General features: G+C 34.0%; 17 protein-coding genes and 1 pseudogene. 13 read left to right on the top strand and 5 right to left on the bottom strand.

The features are described 5' to 3' along the window. Positions 1-82: 82 nt before the first annotated feature. Positions 83-1,321: an RNA-guided endonuclease InsQ/TnpB family protein gene (locus D5R40_RS00140; RefSeq protein WP_240038769.1), complete on the top strand. Its 1,239-nt coding sequence runs from the start codon at positions 83-85 to the stop codon at positions 1,319-1,321. A 147-nt stretch (positions 1,322-1,468) separates the two neighbouring features. On the opposite strand, the gene D5R40_RS00135 is transcribed toward D5R40_RS00140, so the two are convergent. The 3 genes from D5R40_RS00135 to patD all read right to left on the bottom strand — a co-directional run bounded on the left by D5R40_RS00135 (position 1,469) and on the right by patD (position 5,064). Next, entirely contained in the window at positions 1,469-3,127 is a 1,659-nt protein-coding gene (locus D5R40_RS00135; RefSeq protein WP_124143249.1) for a dipeptide ABC transporter ATP-binding protein, read from the bottom strand. Between the two features lie 942 nt (positions 3,128-4,069). Continuing rightward, positions 4,070-4,678 (bottom strand): TFIIB-type zinc ribbon-containing protein, encoded by a 609-nt coding sequence (locus D5R40_RS00130; protein ID WP_240038768.1) that lies wholly within the window; start codon positions 4,676-4,678, stop codon positions 4,070-4,072. An 8-nt stretch (positions 4,679-4,686) separates the two neighbouring features. Continuing rightward, positions 4,687-5,064 (bottom strand): heterocyst frequency control protein PatD, encoded by a 378-nt coding sequence (gene patD / locus D5R40_RS00125; RefSeq protein WP_124143248.1) that lies wholly within the window; start codon positions 5,062-5,064, stop codon positions 4,687-4,689. Positions 5,065-5,836: 772 nt separating this feature from the next. On the opposite strand from patD, the gene D5R40_RS00120 reads away from it, so the two are divergent. Both D5R40_RS00120 and D5R40_RS00115 read left to right on the top strand, forming a co-directional pair. Continuing rightward, positions 5,837-8,104, top strand: a complete 2,268-nt coding sequence (locus tag D5R40_RS00120) for a RelA/SpoT family protein (protein WP_124143247.1) — start codon at positions 5,837-5,839, stop codon at positions 8,102-8,104. Between the two features lie 1,030 nt (positions 8,105-9,134). Beyond that, positions 9,135-10,514 (top strand): aldehyde dehydrogenase, encoded by a 1,380-nt coding sequence (locus D5R40_RS00115; RefSeq protein ID WP_124154104.1) that lies wholly within the window; start codon positions 9,135-9,137, stop codon positions 10,512-10,514. 1,083 nt (positions 10,515-11,597) lie between these two features. Here D5R40_RS00115 and D5R40_RS00110 read toward each other — a convergent pair. Further along, complete coding sequence (locus D5R40_RS00110; RefSeq protein ID WP_124154103.1) at positions 11,598-13,079, bottom strand: tetratricopeptide repeat protein; 1,482 nt, start codon at positions 13,077-13,079, stop codon at positions 11,598-11,600. Positions 13,080-14,203: 1,124 nt separating this feature from the next. Between D5R40_RS00110 and D5R40_RS00105 the strand changes: the two genes are divergently transcribed. The 10 genes from D5R40_RS00105 (at position 14,204) to D5R40_RS00065 (ending at position 23,877) form a co-directional block, all read left to right on the top strand. Then, complete coding sequence (locus D5R40_RS00105) at positions 14,204-14,557, top strand: hypothetical protein (RefSeq protein WP_124143244.1); 354 nt, start codon at positions 14,204-14,206, stop codon at positions 14,555-14,557. 9 nt (positions 14,558-14,566) lie between these two features. Further along, positions 14,567-14,812: a transposase gene (locus D5R40_RS42295; protein ID WP_124143299.1), complete on the top strand. Its 246-nt coding sequence runs from the start codon at positions 14,567-14,569 to the stop codon at positions 14,810-14,812. A gap of 18 nt (positions 14,813-14,830) precedes the next feature. Continuing rightward, on the top strand, positions 14,831-17,401 hold the full coding sequence (locus D5R40_RS00095) for a chromosome partitioning protein ParA (protein WP_124154102.1): 2,571 nt from the start codon (positions 14,831-14,833) through the stop codon (positions 17,399-17,401). A gap of 215 nt (positions 17,402-17,616) precedes the next feature. Continuing rightward, positions 17,617-18,477: a coiled-coil domain-containing protein gene (locus D5R40_RS00090; protein ID WP_124143242.1), complete on the top strand. Its 861-nt coding sequence runs from the start codon at positions 17,617-17,619 to the stop codon at positions 18,475-18,477. A gap of 40 nt (positions 18,478-18,517) precedes the next feature. Further along, the gene (locus D5R40_RS00085; protein ID WP_124143241.1) at positions 18,518-19,183 is read left to right on the top strand and encodes a glycosyltransferase family 61 protein; all 666 of its coding nucleotides are present in this window, start codon (positions 18,518-18,520) and stop codon (positions 19,181-19,183) included. A gap of 83 nt (positions 19,184-19,266) precedes the next feature. Continuing rightward, on the top strand, positions 19,267-19,797 hold the full coding sequence (locus D5R40_RS40590; RefSeq protein WP_124143298.1) for a class I SAM-dependent methyltransferase: 531 nt from the start codon (positions 19,267-19,269) through the stop codon (positions 19,795-19,797). 260 nt (positions 19,798-20,057) lie between these two features. Further along, positions 20,058-21,224 carry a glycosyltransferase gene (locus D5R40_RS00075; RefSeq protein WP_124143240.1) on the top strand — a complete coding sequence of 389 codons (1,167 nt, stop codon included), beginning with the start codon at positions 20,058-20,060 and terminating at the stop codon, positions 21,222-21,224. A 227-nt stretch (positions 21,225-21,451) separates the two neighbouring features. After that, on the top strand, positions 21,452-21,931 hold the full coding sequence (locus D5R40_RS00070) for an L-histidine N(alpha)-methyltransferase (protein WP_124143239.1): 480 nt from the start codon (positions 21,452-21,454) through the stop codon (positions 21,929-21,931). A 10-nt stretch (positions 21,932-21,941) separates the two neighbouring features. After that, positions 21,942-22,049, top strand: coding sequence for a hypothetical protein (locus D5R40_RS42290; RefSeq protein WP_353735127.1), 108 nt, complete (start codon positions 21,942-21,944; stop codon positions 22,047-22,049). Between the two features lie 685 nt (positions 22,050-22,734). Next, complete coding sequence (locus D5R40_RS00065) at positions 22,735-23,877, top strand: DegT/DnrJ/EryC1/StrS family aminotransferase (protein WP_124143238.1); 1,143 nt, start codon at positions 22,735-22,737, stop codon at positions 23,875-23,877. A 265-nt stretch (positions 23,878-24,142) separates the two neighbouring features. On the opposite strand, the pseudogene D5R40_RS00060 reads toward D5R40_RS00065, so the two are convergent. Beyond that, positions 24,143-24,277 (bottom strand): annotated as a pseudogene (locus D5R40_RS00060) (IS1/IS1595 family N-terminal zinc-binding domain-containing protein); the annotation flags it as partial. Between the last annotated feature and the right edge of the window lie 106 nt (positions 24,278-24,383).

The raw sequence follows: 24,383 nt of genomic DNA, 5'->3' as shown, positions 1-24,383 counted from the left end.
CATTCTATTTCTCTTAGTGTGAGAATGTATAGACGATCTAGGGCGACAAATAAAAGCACAGAAACAGGACTCAGGAGTTGCCATGCTGAAACTGATTGAAAAACATATAATTAAGCCTAACCATTGTAACTATAAAGAAATCGATAAGTTATGCTTTTTATCAAAGAATTTATTTAATGCAGTTAATTATATTGTTAGACAAGAATTTATCTTCAACCAGAAGTATTTAAACTCAGCTCAAACTTATCATTTAATTAAAGAGTCTGTTGACTATAAAGCAATACCTAGAAAAGTAAGTTGTCAAATAATTAGATTAGTAGATAGGTGCTGGAGTTCGTTTTTTGCCTCCCTCAAAGACTACTCAGAAAACCCTCATAAATATCTAGGCAAACCAAATTTACCAAGATATAAAGATAAGCTAAAAGGTCGGTGTGTGACGATTTATCCAGCTCAAGCGATTAGTAAAAGAGGTTTAAAGAAGGGATTCTTAGAACCTTCAGGAACAAATATATCAATCCCAACAAAAATTCAAGGAAAAGTCAATGAAATTAGATTAGTACCTCGTAATGGTTATTATATATTCGAGGCAGTTTATGAAGTAGAATCAGGAATACCAATAGATAATAATCGAGTGGCAGCAATTGATTTAGGGTTATCAAATTTAGCAACAGTTTCCTCAAATGTGAAGGAATTTCAACCATTTATAATCAATGGTAAACCTTTAAAATCAATTAATCAATATTATAATAAAAAGAGAGGAGAATTACAGAGTAAATTACAAAAACAAGGGGTCGAATGTTTCAATTCAAATAAAATCAATAAATTAACAAGAAAACGTAATTTAAAAGTAGAGACATATTTACATCAAGCAAGTAGAAAAATAATTAATAATCTTCGAGAAAACAAGATTGGGACATTAGTAATAGGGAATAATCAAAAATGGAAACAAGAGATTAATATAGGGAAAAGAAATAACCAAAATTTTGTTCAAATTCCTCATCATAAATTTATAGAACAATTGACGTATAAAGCTGAATTAGTAGGCATAAAAGTAATTATCAACGAAGAAAGTTATACATCAAAAGCTAGCTTTCTTGATCTTGATAATATCCCCAATTATCAAAAGGGAGTAAAACATAAATTTAGTGGTCAAAGAATAAAAAGAGGATTATATAAATCGAAAAATGGCTTGTTGATTAATCCTGACCTCAACGGTAGTTACAACATACTACGAAAAGCAGTTCCAAATGCTTATGCTGATGGAATAGAGGGATTAGGAGTAGTTCCATTCAGGGTAACACCTGGAAAAGTGAGTTGGTAGATAGATGAATATTTGTCTATAAACTTACAAACTCTGCATTGCCATACCTATTGAACGTTGAGCTTCATCTCGTAGTAGCTAGCACTAACTCCTTCTCCACAAAAAATTACCGAGCTAGCTGATAGCTAATAGCTGAAAGCTGAATGCTTACGATAGTAACGGCGCTGCATTTAACAATGTCTGAGTGTAAGGATGTTGAGGATAATTAAATATTTCTTCTGTTTTCCCTTCCTCAACAATTTTTCCACTATTCATAACAGCAATTCTGTCACAAATAAATCTAGCTACCCATAGATCATGAGTAATAAATAAATAAGTTAAATTTAATTGTTTCTTCAATTCCAACATCAATTCCAAAACTTGAGTTTGAATAGTAGCGTCTAACATACTCACAGGTTCATCACAAATAATCAGTTTTGGATTAGTAATCAAAGCTCTAGCAATAGCTACCCTTTGTTGTTGTCCTCCAGATAATTCTGAGGGGTATCTTTTGCCATATTCTGCTACTGGAGTCAAACCTACCTTTTCTAACATTTGCTCCACTTGAATTTTAGCTTTCTCTACACTAGCCAAATTATGAATAAATAGAGGGTCAGCTATTATCTGGTCAACAGTCATCATCGGGTTAAGACAAGCAAGGGGGTCTTGAAATATCATTTGCATTTCGCGACGGTAGGGTTGCAATGCGGATAAAGAGAGACTCGTTAAGTCTTTGCCTTGAAATTCGACTGAGCCAGAAGTAGATTTGATTAATTGTAAAATAGTCCGAGATAAGGTACTTTTACCACACCCAGATTCTCCTACTAATCCGACTATTTCCCCTGGATAGAGGTCTAGGTTAACTCCATCTACTGCTTTGATAAGTTTACTTTTTCCAGAAAATAATAACTGCTCTATAAAATTACTTTCTAAGGTGTAGTGCTTCTGTAAATTTTTGATCTGCAAAATTGGTTTGAGGATTTTGGGAAGTTCCGTTGATTCAGATTTTTCTAGTTGAATTTGAGCAGGAGTAGATTCAACTACTTGAATATGTAAAGCAGCTTGAAACAGAGATTTGGTATATTCATGTTGGGGATTGTAGAGAACTTGTTTAATTGAACCTGTTTCTACTATTTCACCTCCATACATTACAGCAATACGGTCACAATATTCTCCTACCATTGCTAAATCGTGGGAAATTAATAATAAGGAAGTCTGACGTTCTTGGCAAAGTCTGGTAAGTTCCCCTAAAATCTGAGACGCTATAGTTACATCTAAGCTAGTAGTAGGTTCATCCGCAACAATTAATTTAGGATCCAGTAATAAAGCTAGAGCGATCGCCACCCTTTGTCGCATTCCTCCACTAAATTCATGGGGATATTGAGACCAACGACTGGCAGGAATATTTACTGCTTCAAGAGTTTCTGTAGATTTTTGTTGTGCCTGAGATTTAGATATATTGGGTTGATGAGCTTGAATTGTTTCTACACAATGATCCCCAATAGTCATTAATGGATCGAGGCGAGTCATGGGGTCTTGGAAAACTAATGCTACTGCTTCTCCACGAAATTTTCTCAGTTGAGAGGGGTTCATCTCAAATATGTATTCTCCCCCAAATGTTATAGACCCCTCAACTTGTACTGATTTGGGTAATAATCTCATAGCAGCACGTCCAAGAGTAGATTTACCACATCCAGATTCTCCCACTAATCCTAATTTTTCACCTGGTTGAAGTGTGAGGGAGACATCATTTACTGCCCAATGAGATTTTCCACGTTTTTCTGGATAAGCTACTCGTAGATTTTTTATATCAAGTAAGGAATTCATTACTAGGTGGTAGGTGGTAGTTCATAGGTTTTAAGTAGTCATGCAAAATTAATTACACATACTCTCAAGCTAAAAAGCTGATGTTGTAAAAATTATAGAGAATAAAATTAGGCAATTCATTTTGCCTAAGCACTTAGGTGTTATACCAGCTAAAAAAAGAATGTTACTAATAGTTTCTCTCCTTTAGATATGAAATAATTGCAGTTAAATTACTGTATTCTCAAAGTTTTGAGTATTCAAAATATTACTTTTAAATTTTGACTTTTGACTTTTGACTTTTAACTTCTAGTTTCGCTCCTTTAGATATGAAATAATTGCAGTTAAATTACTGTATTCTCAAAGTTTTGAGTATTCAAAATATTACTTTTAAATTTTAAATTTTGACTTTTGACTTTTAACTTCTAGTTTCGCTCCTTTAGATATGAAATAATTGCAGTTAAATTACTGTATTCTCAAAGTTTTGAGTATTCAAAATATTACTTTTAAATTTTAAATTTTGACTTTTGACTTCTAGTTTCACTTCTTATAGATATGAAATAATTGCAGTTAAATTACTGTATCCTCAAAGTTTTGAGTATTCAAAATATTACTTTTAACTTTTAACTTTTAAATTTTTACTTCTAGTTTCGCTTCTTATATATATGTGAAATAATTTCAGTTAAATTACTGTAATTTCAAAGTGTTAATTCCTCAAAATATTACTTTTAAATTTTGACTTTTGACTTTTGACTTTTAACTTCTAGTTTCGCTCCTTTAAATATGAAATAATTTCGGTTAAATTACTGTAGTTTCAAAGTGTTAATTCCTCAAAATATTACTTTTAAATTTTGACTTTTGACTTTTGACTTCTTTATGTGAGGTGGCGCAGAATTATTTTTTCCTTATTCCTTATTCCCTCTTCCTTCTTCCTTCTTCCTTCTTCCTTCTTCCTTTCATAAAATATTAACTTTGACTTCCTACACTAAATTTCCCATTTAGCTCCTTTCTTTTATTTTCAAATCTGCGTAACATATAAGTAGCAGCACAATCTCCATGAGGATTATCCTCTAATATATCTGCTAATTGAAAAACATACTCAGCTATTTCTTCTCCCAATTTATCAATAATAGTCTGACGATTAATCATTTCTTGTTGATGCTGACGCACCTTAGTTTGCCATCGACGAGAAAACATCTCATGTATTTTTGTATGCAGTCCAAGGGATTCTAAAATTTTCCACTCTTCAGCATTATCAAACCAAATACCACCATCATGTAAACAACGTTCTATATAAAAAGGTTGTTTAATATTTATTTTGATGCGTGATAAATAAGTACCACATTCTGGACATAACCCTGCCTTACCATCAAAAGGGGAGGGGACAAAATCTTCAAATTGATTATAGGGTAAGATTTCTTCTGGGGCATACCATGAGGGTAAACTGTCTAACCAAGCTTCATAATTTTTTCCCGACATCCAAAAACCTTTAGATTCTGGGCAATATTTTACCGGGATAATATCGTTCAAAACGGCATCTTCTAAATCTACATCGTACTTGGGACTTTTCATCATATATATTCCTAATCCTGTGTTAATTTTGTTTGACTAAGTATATTTCCGCAATAGCCTATGAGGGTTTTTAGGCGGTCTTTGATAGTGGCCAATCGTTTTTGTGTTGTTTGAGGATTTCGAGATGCTTGCAAAAAAATTAAATCTACATATAAGAGTCGAAGTTCCTTGTGGATCTCTGTTAGGTAAGACTTGATCTGGAATACAATAGATAGATCTAGTTCTAAGTTATCTAGACTCATAATCTTAATCTCGAAAAACTGTTGGATTTCTTTCCTCATGGCCGAAATTTTTTCTAGCTCTAGATTTTCTTGGGCCATAAGTTCTTGTAACTGATTCAGCAGTTGAGTGAATTTTTGATATCGTTGATTATGCTCCTTTGGTAACATAATATAAATCAATTAAATTTGTATATATAGCAATTCCCAAGAAGCGTGAGGTATGCGCATTCGTAATTTTTAGGGAGTGGGGAGCAGTAATTCGGGAAACTTGGGAAACAAGGAATAGCGGTGCGACCCCGCGGGGTGCGACAGACGCAAGCGGTCAGACCCAGCGTCGCCGTCAGGCGCAAGCGGTCGGACCCCGCGACGACGCCAGTCGCAAGGGAATGCCGACCAAGAGAGGGAACGCGCACCAAGAGAGAAAAGAAGAAAAACAACTGTACCTCAGTCACTTGAGAAAGACTATATTATTAATCTACAAGGTAATAATATAGGATATTCATAATCTCAGTAAAGTTGCAGAATTAGTTTTAATTGTTCTGTAAATTAATTTCACTCTACGATTACTGATTTGATGAGTATTTTTGATAGTTTTTTTAGAGTCATAATCTATTTATACTCAAGAGTAATTATGTCTTCAATTATTAAGTTATATTGTAGATATCCGTAGACATCAATCCCGATTTGATAATATAATCTTATCCCAATGATTATACATAGTTTTCCATATTTTTTTATCAGAATTAAAGTATAAAAAATAACAGATAATCTCAAAAAATCTGTAACTATAAAGTACAAAGCTAATTAAAATTAAGACCGCTTTCTCATCAACTATAAATTGATAATTTAGGTTAAGAAAAAACCAAAATATAACTCTGGCATCTCTAGTCTAAATTAGCTAAAGAAACAACCAATTAATCTGATTTATAAACTAACTCCTATGAAGACAAAAACTCTAGCACCTAAACCTGTACTTTCATGTGTAATTCCTGACTGGCTACAAGAATGTATCAATAGCAAAAATAACACTGATAATTTAACTAGCTGTTCCCTAGATACAGCATTAATCTGTCAAGCATTTGAATTGGCTTATAAGTTGCATGAAGGACAATATCGTAAATCAGGAGAACCTTATATATGTCATCCTATAGCTGTTGCGGGATTGTTGAAATATCTCGGTGGTGATAGTGCGATGATTGCTGCAGGTTTTCTACATGATATTGTTGAAGATACTGATGTAACTATTGAAGAAATAGAACAAAAATTTGGCTCGGAAATAGCTTTATTAGTAGAAGGTGTAACAAAGCTTTCTAAGTTTAATTTTTCTAGTAAAACAGAGCTACAAGCTGAGAATTTTCGTCGGATGTTTTTGGCAATGGCAAAGGATATTAGAGTAATCGTTGTTAAGCTGGCAGACAGGTTACATAATATGAGAACTCTGCAACATTTGCCACGTCATAAACAGTTAAGTAAAGCATTAGAAACACGGGAAATATTTGCACCTTTAGCAAACCGTTTGGGAATTGGTCGAATCAAATGGGAATTAGAAGATTTATCTTTTAAATATATAGAACCAGAAGCTTATCGAGAAGTTCAAGAATTGGTAGCAGATAAAAGAGCTGACCGAGAGGCTAAACTGTTAGAAATGACAGAAAATTTACGACAAAAATTAGACCAAGCAGGAATAGAATGCTACGACATTAGTGGTCGTCCTAAACATCTGTATGGAATTTATCGGAAAATGCATTTAAAACAAAAAGCATTTCACGAAGTTTATGATATTGCCGGACTAAGAATTATTGTGAATAAAAGAGAAGATTGTTATCGAACTTTAGCTATTGTTCATGACTCTTACCGCCCCATTCCTGGAAGATTTAAAGACTATATTGGTCTGCCAAAACCTAATCGTTATCAATCATTACATACAGGGGTAATAGGTAATGCAGGTCGCCCTGTAGAAGTACAAATTAGAACTGTAGAAATGCACCATATTGCTGAGTATGGAATTGCCGCTCACTGGAAGTATAAAGAAACCGGATCGAGTAATACTAAAATTAATGCTGAAGATGAAAAATTTACCTGGTTAAGACAGTTATTAGAATGGCAAAGCGACTTGATAGACGATCAAGAATATTTGGAAACTATAAAAGGTGATTTATTCTATGAAGATGTTTATGTATTTACACCAAAAGGTGATGTAATTTCTCTTAAACAAGGCTCGACGTCAGTAGACTTTGCTTATCGTATTCATACAGAAGTAGGAAACCATTGTACAGGGGCTAAAGTGAACGATCGGATTGTCACTTTAGATACTCAATTAAAAAATGGTGATATTGTTGAAATATTAACTCAAAAAAATGGGCATCCTAGTCTAGATTGGCTAAATTTTGTTGTAACTGGTGGGGCGCGAAACCGGATTCGTCAGTGGTATAAACGCTCTCATCGGGAAGGAAATATATCTAGAGGAAAAGAATTATTAGAAAAAGAATTGGGTAAAAAAGGTTTTGAATCTTTACTCAAGTCTGAGCAAATGCGACTTATTGCTGAGAGATTTAATTACCATAATGTGGAAGATTTACTAGCAGCTTTAGGTTACGGTGAAGTAACTTTAAATTTAGTAGTTAATCGGTTACGAGATGCAACTAAAGAAGTCACACAAGTTGAGAAAAATTCAGATATTTGTAAAGAATTTTCTGAGCATAAATCTACTTTAATGCTACCTCGTCCAACTCAAACTTCATCTTCAGATAAATCTCATCCCATTGCTGGAGTTGAAGGTTTAATGTATCATTTGGCTGGTTGTTGTAATCCTATTCCAGGTGAACCTATTATTGGTAGTGTAACTCGCATTCATGGTATTTCTATTCATCGTCAAGGTTGTTCTAATGTGGAAAATGTACCCGGAGAAAGGTTAGTTCCTGTTAGTTGGAATTCTACTAATGAAAATCAAGGAAGACCTCAAACTTATCCAGTTAATATTTGTATAGAAGTGATGGATAGAGTGGGAGTTTTGAAAGATATTTTGTCTCGTTTGATGGATAATAATGTTAATGTCCAAAATGCTCAAGTTAAAACAAATCCCGGTCACCCAGCAATTATTAATCTATGTATTGAAGTGAGCGGTCGTCAACAATTTGAAAAGACTTGTACTCAGATTAAAAATATGAGCGATATTTTGAATTTACGTCGTCTTAGTCAAGTTGAATAGTTTTTTTAAGGAAGAAGGAAGAAGGCTTTAGTTATCTAGGAGAGAAGGAAGAAGGAAGAAGGCTTTAGTTATCTAGGAGAGAAGGAAGAAGGAAAAAATAATTCTATGGCACCTGACTTAACGAAGTCAGAAGTCAGAAGTTAGAAGTTAGAAGTTAACCCACCCCTGGCCCCTCCCCCTCCCAGGAGGGGAAGTAGGGGATTTGAGTCGCCCTCCAAAAATATTTCGCCTTAAAAGGCGGGGTTTTCGGCCTAATTATTTTGATAAATGTTTGCTACATTTTATTGAGTGGAGGAGTAGGGGATAAATAAACATAAGAATAATTAACAATAATTGGCGTGGTAATTATCAAAAAAGTTATTGAATAAGAGTATTAATTACTTAATAACTGAAGTGCTACTTAAGTTAAGCATTCTTTTTTCAAATTGGTATAACACCTAGCACCTACTACTTACCACCTAACACAGCTTCACATAAAATTGGTATAGCGTTTCCCAAGGTCGTGAGGTACAGTTATCTTTTTGTCTTTTTATTCCCTGTTCCCTGTTCCCAGATCCGGTGTTCCCTCAAGCCTAAAATTTTGTACCTCACGCTTTTTGGGAATTGCTATATAGCAATGTGCGCTGGCATATTTACAAATTACAAGAACTGTCCAATAGCTAAAAGTCTTATATCCCACATTCCGTACGTCAATTTGTAGCATTAAAAGTAGTATATAAATCCGTAGCTTGGTAGGTATTTATACTATGCAAATCATCTCAATTACTTTTTTCGTTGATCAAATTCCGAGTAAATAATTAAGCATAAATACTTGCTTGCTTGATTGATTACTCAATCACTGCAGCTATGATTTTCTTCTAAAATTCTGTCTCCTGTCTCCTGACTCCTGACTCCTTCTTCGATACTACATTTTGTGATGCGGAATGTGGGTTATATTATAAGTTTTTTATTCCCCCAGATGAGCTGTTCTGTTGCCTGTTGCCTGTTGCCTGCGCACAGCGCTATATCAGATTGATTTAAGAGAAAAACTATGAATTTCAACCAATCATTAATCAGTAAGATATTAAATAAACAACGTCAATTTTTTGCCACAGGAAAAACTAGAAATGTTGAATTTAGAATAGAACAACTTAAACTTTTAAAACAGGTTGTTTCAGACGATAGAGAACAAATAATAGCTGCTATTAAAGCAGATTTGAATCGACCAACTTTTGAAGGTTATTTTGAACTTGGTTTTGTCAAAGAGATAAATAATGCAATTAAAAAACTAAAATATTGGACAAAACATCGAAAAGTTTCTACCCCAATTGAACAGTTTCCTGCTGGAGCAAAAATTTATCCAGAACCTTTAGGGGTAGTTTTAATTATTGGTCCTTGGAATTATCCTTTTCAGTTAGTAATATCTCCCTTATTAGGTGCTATTGCAGCAGGAAATTGTGCAATTATTAAACCTTCAGAAGTAGCTGCTAATACATCTGAGGTTGTGGCTAATTTAATTGCTAATACTTTTGACCCTATTTATATTGCTACAGTTACAGGAGGAGTAGAAATAACTCAACAGTTATTAGCAGAAAAATTTGATCATATTTTCTTTACTGGAGGCACAAGGGTAGGCAAAATAGTGATGGAAGCTGCTGCTAAAAATCTCACACCTGTTACTTTAGAATTAGGCGGAAAAAGTCCTTGTATTGTTGATTCTGATGTTCAGTTAGAATATACGGCAAAACGTATTGCTTGGGGAAAGTTTATTAATGCTGGTCAAACTTGTGTTGCTCCTGATTATTTATTAGTAAATCAAGCAGTTAAATCAGATTTATTAGATAAAATAAAAAAATATATTGTTGAATTTTATGGTAAAAATCCTGCTAATAGTCCAGATTATTGTCGGATTATTAATGAAAAACAATTTAGTAGATTAACTAACTTACTGCAAAATGGAAAAATAGTTATTGGCGGTGAAACTAATTCAGAGGATCGCTACATTGCTCCAACAATTATTGAGGGGGTTTCTTGGGATTCGTTAATTATGCAAGAGGAAATTTTTGGACCTATTTTACCTGTTTTAGAATACAGTAATTTAGAAGAGGCGATCGCTATGGTTAATTCTCGTCCTAAACCTCTATCACTTTATTTCTTTTCTCGAAACAAACAAAAGCAAGAGCAAGTTTTAACAGAAACTTCTTCTGGAAATGTTTGTATTAATGATACTGTGATGCAATTTGGAGTAGTATCTTTACCATTTGGCGGTGTAGGCAATAGTGGTATTGGTCGTTATCATGGCAAGGCTAGTTTTGACACTTTTTCTCATTACAAAAGTGTGTTGAAAAAGGGTTTATGGTTTGATTTAAGTTGGCGATATGCTCCGTACAAAAATAAAATAAGTTTGATTAAAAAAGTTATTTTTAAGTAATACCAAATTGATAAATGTTTGCTACAAATATCTAGGGTATTTCTTAGGAGTCAGGAGTCGTATGGGAATGGCTTTAATACCATTTTTTAAGGCGTAAATTATCTTTTTCTCTTGGTGTGCTACCAGGTGCGACTGTTGTCGTCGCGGGGTTGCACCACTTTCTCACAGGGACATCTCCTGCACTTGTCTTTTTATCGCTCTTACTATTCGTAACATTCTTTTTTCAAAATGGTATAACATTAAAAGTAGTATAAAAATCGGTAGCTTGCTAGGTATTTATACTATTTCAATAATTGATAATTGATAATTACCTCTATTATTTCCTCCTGAATTGCAGAATTGCTGTTTGCGGACCATGACCTAGGAAATTCTGACTCCTTTTTTATACTAGATTTTGAAGTGCAGAATGTAGGTTGTAGTAATGCCTGAAAAGTGTGAGGAAAAAATTCTATGTTTTAGGGAACAGGAAATAGGGAATAGGGAATAGGGAACATAAATTGCAATTCAACTGTATTTCACTATTTTAAAAAATGCTGTAATTTAACATTTGTTGGAGATAGGGAAAAGAGAAGATTCAGACATCATAAAATATATCTTAGTAGTAGATATGCAAATAATTTTCCCTATCTACTTAACTAGCAGTTAACTAATAGCTTTCAGCTTTGGTTGAACTTCCTGACTTGTAGACATCGGATAATATCAAATCCCAAAAAGTTTGCCATATAGCCATATATCTTTGTAACTGAGTAGATAGGGAAATGGGAAGGTAGGGAGTGGCGAGATGTTGAACAATTAATAATTAATAATTAATAATTACCTCTCCCTAAAAGCAAGAGGATTTAATAAAAGGAAAATTTTTTCTCTCTTGGTCGATTGGATATGGCGAGGAGACCTCGCCATCCCCCGACCGCTTGTTTCTCCTTTAAAGGAGAGAATCTTTACCTTAATTATTCAGCAACACTTCAGTTATTAAGTAATTAACTTATGCCCATGGAATTTTTTTGCTAATTTTACCCAAATTAATGTTAATTATTCTTATGTTTACTTCTCCCCCACTCCCCTACTCCCCCACTCCCCTACTCCCTACTCCCTATTCTTTGATTTTGCCTGTAAATTTTCTAAAGCTTGATGAGCACTAGATAAATTTGGTGCAAGTTCAATAGCTTTTTCTAAAGAAGATATTGCTTGTTCATCTAAGCCTAAATTAGTCAAAGCTTCGCCCAAATGATAATGTACAATACCCGAACTTGGATGAAGTTCAATTGCCTTATTATAAGAAGCGATCGCTTCATTCCACTTTTCCAAACTTGCCAAAGCATATCCTAATTTATGGTGAATATCGGCAGCAGTGGGATTAAGATTTATCACTCGACGATAAGCAGAAATAGCCTCCTCAATAAACCCTTGTTGTTCCATCATTTCTGCTAATTTCAAATGAGAGTCTATTACTGTTTTATTCTGTTGTTGTCTTCTCGCTAATGCCTCTTGTAGATGCTGATTAAACTTTTGATTATCTGGTTTAATTTCGACAGCTTTTTGATGACAATTTATTGCTTCTTCCCACTTTTCCATTTCTGTTAATGCTTCTCCCAACTGGTCATATACAACTGCTGAATTAGGATTAATTTTGAGAACTTCACGATATTCAGTTATAGCTTCTTCCCATTTTTTGAGTTGAGCAAAAGCATAAGCTAACTGATGATGAATTATTGCTGAATTAGGATTAAATTCAATTGCATTTTGATAGGCAGCAATAGCTTCTTCCCATTTTTTGAGTTGGACTAAAGCTGCTCCTAAATGATGATAAATTTCGGCATTTTTGAGATTTAGGGAAATAGCTTGCATACAAGCATCAATGGCTTCTTCCCATTTTTGTAACTTAGTTAAACCTAGACCAATATAATAGCAAGCTTCTGGTAAATTTGGGTTTAAATCAAGAGCATGACGGTAAGAAATAACCGCTTGTTCGAGTTGACCAGAGTCTTCTAGAACCTTACCTAAACTAAAATGATATTCTGGCAAATAAGGATTAATTTCAATAGCTTGATTAATAGCATCTATGGATTCATTCCACTCTTTTTTATTTGCTAGAGTTTCCCCTAAATATTGATAAACTAAAGCAAAGTTTGGATCAATTTCAATAGCATGACGATAAGCAACTATTGCCTCATCAAATAATCCTTGTTTTGCCAAAGCAAATCCCAAACTACTATAAAATTTGGGAAATTCTGAATTAATTTCAATCGCTTGATTTAGATAAATAACTGCCTCATCAAATCTATCTAGTTTAATTAAAATTTCTCCTAAATTATAGTAAGACCAAGGATAGTTTGGTTGCAGTTGAATTCCTTGGTGATATATATTTGCTGCTGCTTCTAAATTTCCCTGTAAACTAAGAGCTTCTCCCAAGTTTTGATAAGCTACTACTGATTTAGGATTAAGTTTAATTACTTGTTGGTAAGCATCAACAGCTTCTGCTAAATCACCTTCTCTGAGTAGTTTATTCGCAGTATGAAGATAGTGAACACTGCTTTCTGTTTCTGTTGCTATTGTTGAGGTTGACATTATTATTGAAAAAATCCTTTATTTGATAGTTATGGATTGGGTAATATTGCTGATTAACTGTTGATATTCTACAGTTTTTTAGTAGGTTGATTATTCCTATCAATTTCGATAGAATAAAATTAACCTAATGTAGTTAACATCATATAGTAAATGTTTTCCTATGTCACTTACTTGAGGCAATATTACTAAATTTACCAGAGTAAATTAAAAATTTTATTATAGGCTGAATTTTTATCAAGAAACAGTTTGATTGTAAGCCCTTAAGCATTTAAACTATAGCAATTATAAATCATTTGTGATAATTTGACTGTTCCTTAAAAGTATAGAATATAGCAGTTATCATATTCAGATGATACGTTTTTTTCTTCTTTCTCTGTTTCCTGTCCCCTGTTCCCTAAAAGTTTCCAATACTCACAACTTAAATTATATTGCTATATATACAGCACTTTTGATGGATGGTGAGGTACAGTTTTAGATTAATTTCTATTCCCTCTTTTGTTTCGCTAGATGAGCTGTTGCCTACTACCCAAAATTTTGTACCTACGGAAAGTGGGAAACTGCTGTAAGTTATTTGTAAAAGTAAACCCTTAAGGTTTAACAGAGAACATAAAATCTAAATGTGTCTTAGCTTAAGTCAAAAGTCGGAACTTAATCAGATTTTCTTAGTGGATCGAGAAGATGATAAAATTAGGTAAATCAAAATAAGACTAAATTTATTTGAGTCTGTCCTAACTGAAAATTCAGACAAAAATGGATAAATGCTAACAACCAAAAAATTAATATAAATCATTGACAAATCTATATGAATAATGGTATTGGAAGTGAAAATTATATAGCGGTGCTAACTGATCCTAATTAATATTAGACCTGTTTAAGTTCGCAAATTTTGTATAGTAAAGTTGAAATAAAAATATAGTCAGATATACTTAAACATAGCTTTTTATTTTGGTAGTTGACAAAATATTTAGTTTTAGTTAATTTTTTTTTATGACCGACTCAAGTATATAAACAATTATGCTCTTAGTAGAATATTATTTGATCAAAAAAAATCATTCACTTTTCGCCGAGGGCGATGGTTTATCTTTTTTGACGAAAAATCTCTACAATGCTGCGAATTATTTAGATTGTCAAAACTTTTTTACCGGTCAAAAACGGATGCTACTACTGTTTATTATCAGATCAAAAATAGTCATATACTAAGAGTTTTACCTCGTAAAGTTAGTCAAGAAGTTCTCAGAATGGTTCTGAAAGTATGGCAAAGTTATTATAGTGCTTACCGAGAAGATAAAGCTTTCCCAAGTAAATTTAAAGTGAGGCCAAAAAATCTTAATTATCAAAGTAGTGCTGGAGATAGAAGTAATGGTAGATATGTGGTAATTTATCATCATCAAGCTCTTAGTCAAAAAGCTTTAAAAAAAGGATTAATTCGCCCTAGTAAAACTAATATTTATTTGAAAATAAGAGTTAAAAAATCATAAAAAGTTAGAATTATTCCTAAAAAAAATGCTGAGATAATTGAGTTAGTTTACAAACAGGAAATAGAAACAGAACCTTTAACTCAAACTAGGATAGCAGCTATCGATTTAGGATTAAACAATCTGGCAACTTTAAGCACAAACTTACCGAACCACCAGCCTAAAATCTATAATTGTAGAGGACTTAAAGCAGTTAATCAATATGCCAAAAAGTTAACAAGACGATCAAAAAAATTATATAGTAATATTAATAACTAATACATAATCAAAATCTATATGATGCAAAAAACAGAAAAATCAACTCTAATTATTACCAGTATGCACCGTTCAGGAAGTTCTTTAACAGCTTCCATCCTCCAAGGTTCTGGTTTACATATTGGTCGGAAATTAACAGAGGAAACAGAAGCTAATCCTCAAGGATATTTTGAAAATTTAGACTTCTATGAATTTCATAAACAAGTATTAGAATCTCAAGGAATAGATGCAGATGGTTGGACTCTCCAAGAAAGAATAGATATAGAAGAAAATTTTGTAGAAATAGCAAAAGAAATTATCGCCAAAAATTCTATAAGTGGAAATTGGGGATGGAAAGAAACCCGTACAACTTTATTTCTAGATTTTTGGGCAAATCTACTGCCAAATGCCAAATTTTTATTAGTTTATCGTTCTCCTTGGGAAGTAGTTAATTATCTGTATAGTCGGCAAGATAAAATATTTCAAAGTCAACCGGAATTAGCAGTAAAATTATGGTTACACTACAATCAAAAAATTATTGATTTTTATAATCATGCTGGTAATTATTGTTTATTGACAAATATTCAAACAATCATAAATAACCAACAAGTATTTATTGAAGCAATTAATCAAAAATTTAAGACAAACTTTAATTATCCCGCTGCCAATATCTACGAACCATCATTATTTAATAATCAATTATCAGCAGACGACCATAGATCCACTCTCATAGATTATTACTTTCCTGAAGCTATAGAAATGTACCAGGAATTAGAAGCAAGATCCTGGAAACCAGCCGATGAAATACCAGACTTTTCCTGGCAAGAAAAAATCAAATCATCTCCCTATAGAATTTGGGCTTTTCAAGACTGGATGAATTTGTGTAGTGTAGAAAATCAGAATAAAAACTTATTAGCAGAGGTAGAAAAATATAAAAATCAATACCAACAAAGTCAATTAGAACTAACACAAACTAAGTCTCAATTAACACAAACACGAGATGAGTTAGAAAAATATGCTTCTCAACTCGATACCACCGAAACAACATTATTAGAATCTCAAAAACAACTCCACCACACAGAAACAGTATTAGAAGAAACTCAGTCTCAACTGAAAAAAGTTGAACATATTCAAACCAGATTTGATCAAATAGAAAAAGAACTTATACAAACAAAATCTGAACTACACCAAACTCAAGGAGAGCTAGTACAAAATCAGTCACAACTACATCAAACACAAGAAGAACTAGAACAATTTACTTATAGACTTCAGCAAACAGAATCAGTATGGCAAAAATCTCAATCTCAGGTAGAAAAAACAGAAGTATTGTTAGAAAAGTCCGAATCACAAAATAAACAAACTCAAGCAGAATTAGGGAAAGTAAAACATAATTTGTATGAGACTCAAGCTAAATTAAAGGTTTGCCAAAATCAGCTACACCAAACTCAAGAAGACTGGGAAGATTCTCAGGTTAAGTTAATGGCAAATGAGAAGAGTTTACAACAATATCAAGAACAGTTAAACAATGTAGAGACAGAATTAGAAAACTCCCACTCACAACTGAAACAAACTCAGGCAGAATTAGGATTAACAAAACATAATTTATGTGAAACTAGAGACGAATTAGTAGTTTATAAACATCAGTTACACCAAACTCAAGAAGAGTGGGAATATTACCAGTCTCAGTTAACAGAATCTAATTCTCAACTACAAAAGCATGAACAAAAGTTAGAAAAGTCTGAATCTGAACTACAAAAAACTAGCCAAGAATTACAAGAAACTCAATCTCAGCTAAATCAAACTCAAGCCGAGTTAACAGAATCTAACTCTCAACTCAAACAAAATGAAACAATATTGCAACAGTCAGAAAAACAACTCAAAGAAATTAAAAAAAATCAGCAGGAATGGGAAAAATCTAAATCTCAATCACATAAAGCAAAGCAAGAATTGAAGCGAACTAACCTACAAATGCAAGAAGTTCAAACAGAATTAGTAGAATCTAATTCACAACTGCAACAGACAGAAACACTATTGCAACAATCTCAATCTCAAATGAAACAGACAAAAACATTATTAAAAGAGTTTCAAAATCAGCTATATCAAACTGATGAAGAACGCAAAAAACAGCAACTACAATTACAGGAAAATCAGACAGTATTGCAACAAATTAAGACTCAATGGAGGCAGACAGAAATATTATTGCAACAATCTCAATCTCAACAACAAAATGCACAAAAAGAATTAGTTAAAACAAAGTCTCAACTAACACAAACTCAGTCTGAATTGGAAAAATTGCAGTATCAACAAGCCATTCTGATAAATTCTAAATCCGAGAGTCAAACAGAATATCAACTATTAGTTTGGGAAGCTTGGTATGCTTATCAAAAAGGTAATTTGCTTGAAATGCAAGAGCGCCTTCAGAAATCTTTGAAATATACTGAAAACTCTCGGGCAGAAATAGTAATGGAATGGTTAGATAGTTTTGCTAATTTCTCTCAGCAAAAAGGTCTAGAGTTAGATAGTCAAAAGCTGACAAATTCTGAAGAATGGCAAAAATTGATGAAGCGCACTATGAAAATTCAGCATAAAGTTTTGGTAAGTAGTGAAAAATAAGTGAGTAGAAGACAGATTTAATTAAATAAAATTAGACAAATAAAACATGAGCAAAAATACTACATAAATATTCAACAGAAGAAATTAAATCAGGAATATTGGGAACAAATGGAGGTAGGATAAAGTCACTTACTCAGTATAGTTAACTTATTTTTAGAATTTGATTTTATCAAGATATTGGTAATATTTGAAGAAATTAAGGGGAATATAAATTAATGGCAGCAACAACAGAAAAAGAACTAGAAGAAGCTAAGACTAAATGGCAACAAACTCAGCAAGAGTTGGACAAAACTAAGTCCGAGTTGCACGATGTGAGAGAAGAGTTGGAGCGATCGCAATCTCAATTAGATGAGGTATTAGGAGAGTTGGAGCAAACCCACTTTGAGTTATATCAGCTTAAGGAGAAAGGAGAGCAACAGCAGTCAGAATCAGATGGAGAAGTTAAGCAGGAATTGGCAGTAACCAAGTCCAAGTTGCAGGAGAGCAAACAGTTATGGGAGGAGTCCCAGTCGCAGTTAGGTGAGGCGATGGGAGTGTTGGAAGAGTATCAGTCTCAAATGGAGCAAACGATGGCGACATTGGAAGAGTTGCAAGGAAAGTTGCAGGAGAAGCAGGAAGAGTTGGAGCAGGTTAAGGCAGAGTTAGCACAGAAGCAGTCGGGGTCAGAGTCTGAGTTGCACAAACAGTTGGAGGAAACTAAGTCTCAGTTGCGGGAAACTGAGCAGTTGTTAGATGAGTATCAGTTGCAATTAAGTGAGACAATGGAAGTATTGGAGCAATCTCAATCACAATTGCAGCAAGCTCAGTTGAGAGAGAAACAGGAACAACAACAGCCACGATCGGACTCGGAGTTGCACAAAGAGTTGGAGGAAACTAAATCTCAGTTGCGGGAAACCGAGCAGTTATTGGAGCAGTCGCAGTCCCAGTTAAGTGAAACAATGGATGTGTTGGAGAAGTATTATTCTCAACTTCAGGAAACTCAGTTGAAAGAGAAAGAGCAGTCAGAGTCAAAGTCTCAATTAAAGAAGGAGTTGGAGGAAACTAAGTCTGACCAAACTAAGTTCAAGGTAGATTAAGAGTGAGAAACTGTTAGAGCATTCAGATGAGCAAAATCGATTGTTCAAAATACATAATGCCATAGTCAAACCCATTCAGATTCAGGAACAACATAATAAGTGGTCAGGGGGTGTAGTTTTTCCCAATAATATGCCAGAAATATTCCGTCATCGACGAAGCAATATCAATTTAGATCAAGAAAAAATATTCCGTGATCAACGCGGTGGTAGTCTAGAGCAAGAAATAGTCTACTTAGATCAGTTCATAGAAGTGAATAAAAAAAATAATCTTGGCAGCGACAACAGTGATACTCATCAGATTGATAGTTCAAAAACTTACCATGGTACATATATCTACGGAGGTCCTTTTCATCCACACTTTGGGCACGCTTTGACTGAAAGTATTCATCGTCTTTGGGCATTTGATATCAGTATTCATAATGGCATTGTTTTTACTATTTCACAACCCCCCAATACCTCCCTAGCTGAATATACTTTTCCTTTATGGTTTACTCAAATACTAGAAATTATAGGCATACCGCTAGCTAAATGTGTTTTAGTTACAAATAACGACTGTATTTTTGAAAATCTTATCATTCCAGAACCGGGTAGTGAGCTAACACTTGGACAAAAGAAATGGTATTTCTCTTATTTAGAAAAACTACAGCACAGGATTTTTGAGTTAACAAATAACCTGAGAAAAGATCAACCACAACGGCTTTTTTGAGGAAGAAATCATATCCCTTTTAGTGGAGTTATAGCAGGAGAAAAGTATTTTGAGACTCTGTTCACTGATGAGGGTTATGTTTCATTAAAAGTCGCAGCGATCGCCTCAACAAGCTTGCTAGTATTAATCAATCATCCAGATATCTAGAAATAAGAGTATCAAAAGGTATAACTTTTAATGCAGTAAATATTACCAATAAAGTTGCCGTCGATCCTCAGTTCAGATTAAATAAGGATAAATATGCCACTGAAAAAGTAGTTTGTCTCGAAGTTTCCAGTGATGAATTTTTCAAAAGTTATGCCCAGAAGTTTGAATCATTCGATTTAATTTACTTAGATGGCCTGCATACTTTTGAACAAACTTTTCGAGACTTTTGTGCTTCCCTTGCTGTGGCACACTCAAAAACTATATGGTTAATTGATGATACTTGTCCGAGAAGTTATGCTCAAGCACAATCATCACTACAGCGTTGCCGACAAATACAGAATTTTTCTGGGGAAAAAAGTGCTGCTTGGATGGGTGATGTATTTAAAATAGTTGCTGCCATACATGATTTTTTTCCTCAGTATAGTTTCGCCACTTTCCCAGATCATGGACAAACAGTACAATTATAGTGATTAATAATATGAGAAAAACACCCTCATATATTTTCTCCCTCCTCTCCCCATCTCACTTCTAAAAATTATTTATAACTGTTCAACCGATAGCGTAGTTCCCCTGAAAGAGGCACATGATATTATGGGAAAATCTCATGGTATTATTATTTATTTTGTTTTTTCGAGGCTAGAGCAAATTGGCGAGCGATCGCTATTGTTGCTAAATTATAATCACATAACTATACTTGAATTGAAAAATTGAAAACAAGAATTAATTAATGTTAACCCCTGTAGAGGTGCTTCAAATAATTTGCCTGATACCGATAGTCGGTGGGTCTGTATATTCAATCCTCAGTGTATGGACTACTAGACAATTTTTGAGGAAAACCACCCCAGACATAAATGCCACAGAAAAATTTCACCCACCTGTCACTGTACTGAAACCAGTACGAGGTATTGAAAAAGACCTCAAGTCAAACCTGCGTAGCATTTCTATTCAAGATTGGCCTGAGTATCAGGTAATTTATTCAGTTCAAGACCCTGAAGATTTAGCCCTCCCTATTCTTGAGGATATTCAAGCAGAAGTAGACACTCAGAAGATTTTCGTTGTCATTAGCAATGTTCAAGGAGGAGCTAATGGTAAAGTCAATAATTTACTTGGTGCCATAGCTGAGGCACACCACGATATCATTATTATCAGCGATAGTGACACAAATCTCAAACCTGACTATATCAAAAATATCATAGCTCCTCTATCCAATCCCGACGTGGGATGTGTCTGTACTCTCTTTAAAGCCAAAAGTGCCTACCGATGGTTTGAGAAGATGGAACTATTAACTATGAATGCAGACTTTATTCCTAGCGTGATATTTGCAGCAGTTACGGGAGCATCCAATGCTTGTTTGGGACCTTCCATAGCCATAAATCAAACCACACTACAAGAACTTGGTGGTTTAGAGAGTCTAGCAAATTATCTTGTAGAAGACTACGAACTTGGACGGAGGGTTTGGACTTCTGGGAAAAAAATGGTGCTTTTACCTTATATTATTGATGTAGTTGTAGACTTGAAGAATTGGCGACAATGGTGGACTCATCAAATTTATTGGGATCAGAATACATATTTAGCACGTTCTGGGCCATTTATTGCAACTATATTAATCCGAGCAGTACCTTTTGCTATTTTCTTCGCTGTGGCACGAATGGGAGACTTATTGGGACTAGGAGTATTAGGGATTACAATTGGTTTACGACTTCTGACCAGTGGGATAATTTTAAAAGAGTTGAAAGATTCTGAAGGTTTAAAAAGTCTTTACTTATTGCCTTTGCGTGATCTTTTTGGTTTAATATTTTTTGCTCTAGCGTTGACTAAGCGTACAGTAGTATGGCGTGGCATTAAGTATAAATTAATTAATAATGGGAAAATGGTTCCTGTCAGCAAGAAGTAATTTTAAAAGCGTTTCCTGACGGAATGCTCCGCAAACAGATACAATTATCTATGCACAAGTTTTTAAGCTGATAGCTGTTAACGTAGTTCCTCCGTAGGAGGATAGCTAATAGCTGATAGCTAGTTAAAATTAGGCAAAAAATCTAAAAGTATCATATCCACTGTTTTTTTTATTCAAATGAGAATTTCTATAGTATTATTATATTTTACTTACAAAGAAAAATCATTATGACAGACTTTCAAACCTCATTTCTTTGTGATGTAAAATCTCTATTTTTACAGCAACAGGAAGAAAATCTAGCTCCTTATTTGTACAGTACTCCTAATATTGAGGACGATTCTGCCAATGGTGAAGGATGTTACCAAGAACTAATATCTCAAAATTTAAATTATTATCTTTACAAGGAAGAAATCAAATTAATTAATAATAAGGCTAGCCAAATAGCTGCTTATGTTCCACCAGGATCTAATGTTATAGAATTTGGTCTGGGTACAGATATAGCTTTCAAAAATAAAAGTCTGCCCTTCCTTAAAGAAATTAAACAATTGAAAAGCTATGTTCCTATAGATTTGTGTCAAACTTATCTGGATCAGAGTGAGGAAATTTTAAGCCGAGAGTTACCAGAAATATCAGTTGAGAAAATCAATACAGACTTTATTAAGAAAATCGATCTGATTAAAAACTTTACTAAACCCGTAGTTTTTTAAAGGAAGTACAATTACCAATCTTTCTACAAATAATTGCCTGAAATTTTTTGAAATAATTTTACAACCACTACAACCAGATGGTATTCTCATTGTTGGTGTTGATTCAAATCAAAATTAGTCGTCATTAAAAGGAGCTGATGATCATGGAAAAATGGGGAATTTGACGCTCAGTATTTTATATTTTATCAATCGTGATTTGCCAGTTTCTGGATTCGACCCTACTGCATTTAATTATGAATTTAATTGGGTGGCTTAAACTCATTGTGGAAAGCATAATTTGAGAGCAACTAAAGACCAATAAATATAAAGAGTGGCACAAAATTTCACTTTTTAAGTTATGATAAATATCCAGTGGACTATTTTCAAGATCTGGCGATAAAAGCAGGGTTCAAACCCCTAGATTATTTTGCACATCAAAATGAACCTATGGTCATTCATGTTTTAGTAGCTAAGTAATTGAAGCAATGAATCCCTAGCTCATTTCGGCAGCATAACTATTGAGTTACACACTGTACAAATTAGCTATAATGTGTATCACACAATTTAGTCGTTTAACGCTCTTTTAATCACTCTAATTTGCTTGCTGCCTTTGCTGTGTTATTTGCCATAAAAGGCAGCAATTAATAAATTTTTACTAAATCAGCCTTTGATGAAACTATAGATAGGTTCTAGTATTACTTGGAAAAAATGGTATAATTCCTACTTTATGGAAGAGGAAAAAACTAGATTGATTATCGTATTTTAGTTCGATAAATATGTAAATTTATTTAATGTAAGAACACGAATTTTCAAGAGAGAGTAACATGACAGTAAATCAAACAATTAAACCATTTTATTTCGATATTACAGATGATGAAATTCAATATTTCTTATCAGAATCAGAGAAAATTTTACGGTCTGGAAAATTAATTTTAGGGGAACATACCAAAGCATTTGAACAAGCATTCGCTGAATATGTTGGTACAAAATACGCGATCGCTGTTAATAGTGGCTCCTCTGGACTAGAAATTCTATTACGCTTGAAAAAAGTTGAGGCAACAACTGTTTTAGTTCCTACTAATACCAACTTTGCTACTGTTGCTACAGTAATTCGTGCCGGAGGAAAAGTTCAATATCTGGATATGGACAAACAAACATTTGCTCCTTCTCTACAGATGGTGCAAGAGGCAGTAGAAAAGGGTAATAATCTCCCACAGAAGATTTCTGGAGTAATGTGGGTTCATGTTGGGGGCGTCATTTCTCCAGAGTTTCCGCAAGTGGTGGAATATTGTCACCAACGAGGGTTATTTGTCCTCGAAGATACTGCCCATGCTCACGGTAGTAAAATCAATGATGTAAGTGCTGGAAATTTGGGAGATGGTGCTGCTTTTTCATTTTTCCCGACTAAAGTAATGACAACTTGTGAGGGAGGAATGATAACTCTGAATAATGAAGAGGAAGACTATATCGCACGTTCTTTGAGAAACCAAGGGAAGCGAGGCATGGACTTTGGTGGCTTACACACGGACTTTGGTAATAGTATGCGAATCACGGAAATGAATGCTCTGCTTGGTCGGATACATTTAGCAAAATTGCCAGAGATGTTGAAAAAACGTGAGCGAGCTTATGAATTAATTACTGCACCTCTCAAAGAAGCTGGTCTATCGTTTGTATCTACAGAAAAAATGGATATCGCTAGTAATTACAAATTGATTGTTCATTTGCCAGAGGGAAAAAATGCCAAAGAAATCAAAACAGCATTAGCAGAAGAAGAGATATTTTTAGGAGGAACAGTATATGAAATACCCTGTCACAAACAACCAGTTTTTGCAGGTATTTGTGAAGGTGAGAGTTTTCCTGGTGCCGAACGTTGGTGTCCGAATCATATCTGTCCACCTCTGACTTCTGGCATGACGGAGGCCGATGCTCAACGAGTGGGGGAAGCTTTAGTTAGGCATTTGCAATAAGGTTTTGGGAACTGGTCTCAGAAAATATAGATAGTAATTTGTAGATTGGGTAGAACGATTTCTGTTATTGTAGGCGTTACCTAGATTTTTTTGAGTCCCTGCCCAATCGATAGGAAAATCTTTTTTGGTGCGAACTTCCAATGCTAGATGATATGCAGCAATAGCATTTTCCGGCGTTGCACAGTGACGAATGATTACGAGAATTGAGGAATTTGCCGATGTTTCAAATCATAGAGCAGCAAGGGAATGGATCTGTACAACATATCACCTCAGAACTATAACCCGCAGGACAGGGGCTTTCTGGAAATTGACGGCCACAGTCACGGCACAGATAACTCTGTTTTCCGTGACAATGACTATTTTTCAAGCTTTTATGGCTTTGACAATCAAGAAAATCCATCTCTCAATCAAATTCTAGAATATCATTCTCTATTGTGCAACACCAGATTTAATATGATGACTAGGTGACTGTATATTTTAATATGCCTTTGACTTTTGATTTTTGA

Source organism: Okeania hirsuta (genome assembly GCF_003838195.1).
GTDB lineage: Bacteria > Cyanobacteriota > Cyanobacteriia > Cyanobacteriales > Microcoleaceae > Okeania > Okeania hirsuta.
The sequence above is the reverse complement of the archived record's forward strand: the minus strand, read 5'-3'. Positions and strand labels throughout refer to the sequence as shown.

Excerpts from the sequence above, each read along its gene's own strand:
- D5R40_RS00130 (WP_240038768.1), bottom strand. The coding sequence starts at position 4,678 with ATGATGAAAAGTCCCAAGTACGATGTAGATTTAGAAGATGCCGTTTTG.
- D5R40_RS00095 (WP_124154102.1), top strand. The coding sequence starts at position 14,831 with ATGATGCAAAAAACAGAAAAATCAACTCTAATTATTACCAGTATGCAC.
- D5R40_RS00090 (WP_124143242.1), top strand. The coding sequence starts at position 17,617 with ATGGCAGCAACAACAGAAAAAGAACTAGAAGAAGCTAAGACTAAATGG.
- D5R40_RS00120 (WP_124143247.1), top strand. The coding sequence starts at position 5,837 with ATGAAGACAAAAACTCTAGCACCTAAACCTGTACTTTCATGTGTAATT.
- D5R40_RS00065 (WP_124143238.1), top strand. The coding sequence starts at position 22,735 with ATGACAGTAAATCAAACAATTAAACCATTTTATTTCGATATTACAGAT.
- D5R40_RS00135 (WP_124143249.1), bottom strand. The coding sequence starts at position 3,127 with ATGAATTCCTTACTTGATATAAAAAATCTACGAGTAGCTTATCCAGAA.
- D5R40_RS00115 (WP_124154104.1), top strand. The coding sequence starts at position 9,135 with ATGAATTTCAACCAATCATTAATCAGTAAGATATTAAATAAACAACGT.
- patD (WP_124143248.1), bottom strand. The coding sequence starts at position 5,064 with ATGTTACCAAAGGAGCATAATCAACGATATCAAAAATTCACTCAACTG.
- D5R40_RS00070 (WP_124143239.1), top strand. The coding sequence starts at position 21,452 with ATGACAGACTTTCAAACCTCATTTCTTTGTGATGTAAAATCTCTATTT.
- D5R40_RS00075 (WP_124143240.1), top strand. The coding sequence starts at position 20,058 with ATGTTAACCCCTGTAGAGGTGCTTCAAATAATTTGCCTGATACCGATA.
- D5R40_RS00140 (WP_240038769.1), top strand. The coding sequence starts at position 83 with ATGCTGAAACTGATTGAAAAACATATAATTAAGCCTAACCATTGTAAC.
- D5R40_RS00110 (WP_124154103.1), bottom strand. The coding sequence starts at position 13,079 with ATGTCAACCTCAACAATAGCAACAGAAACAGAAAGCAGTGTTCACTAT.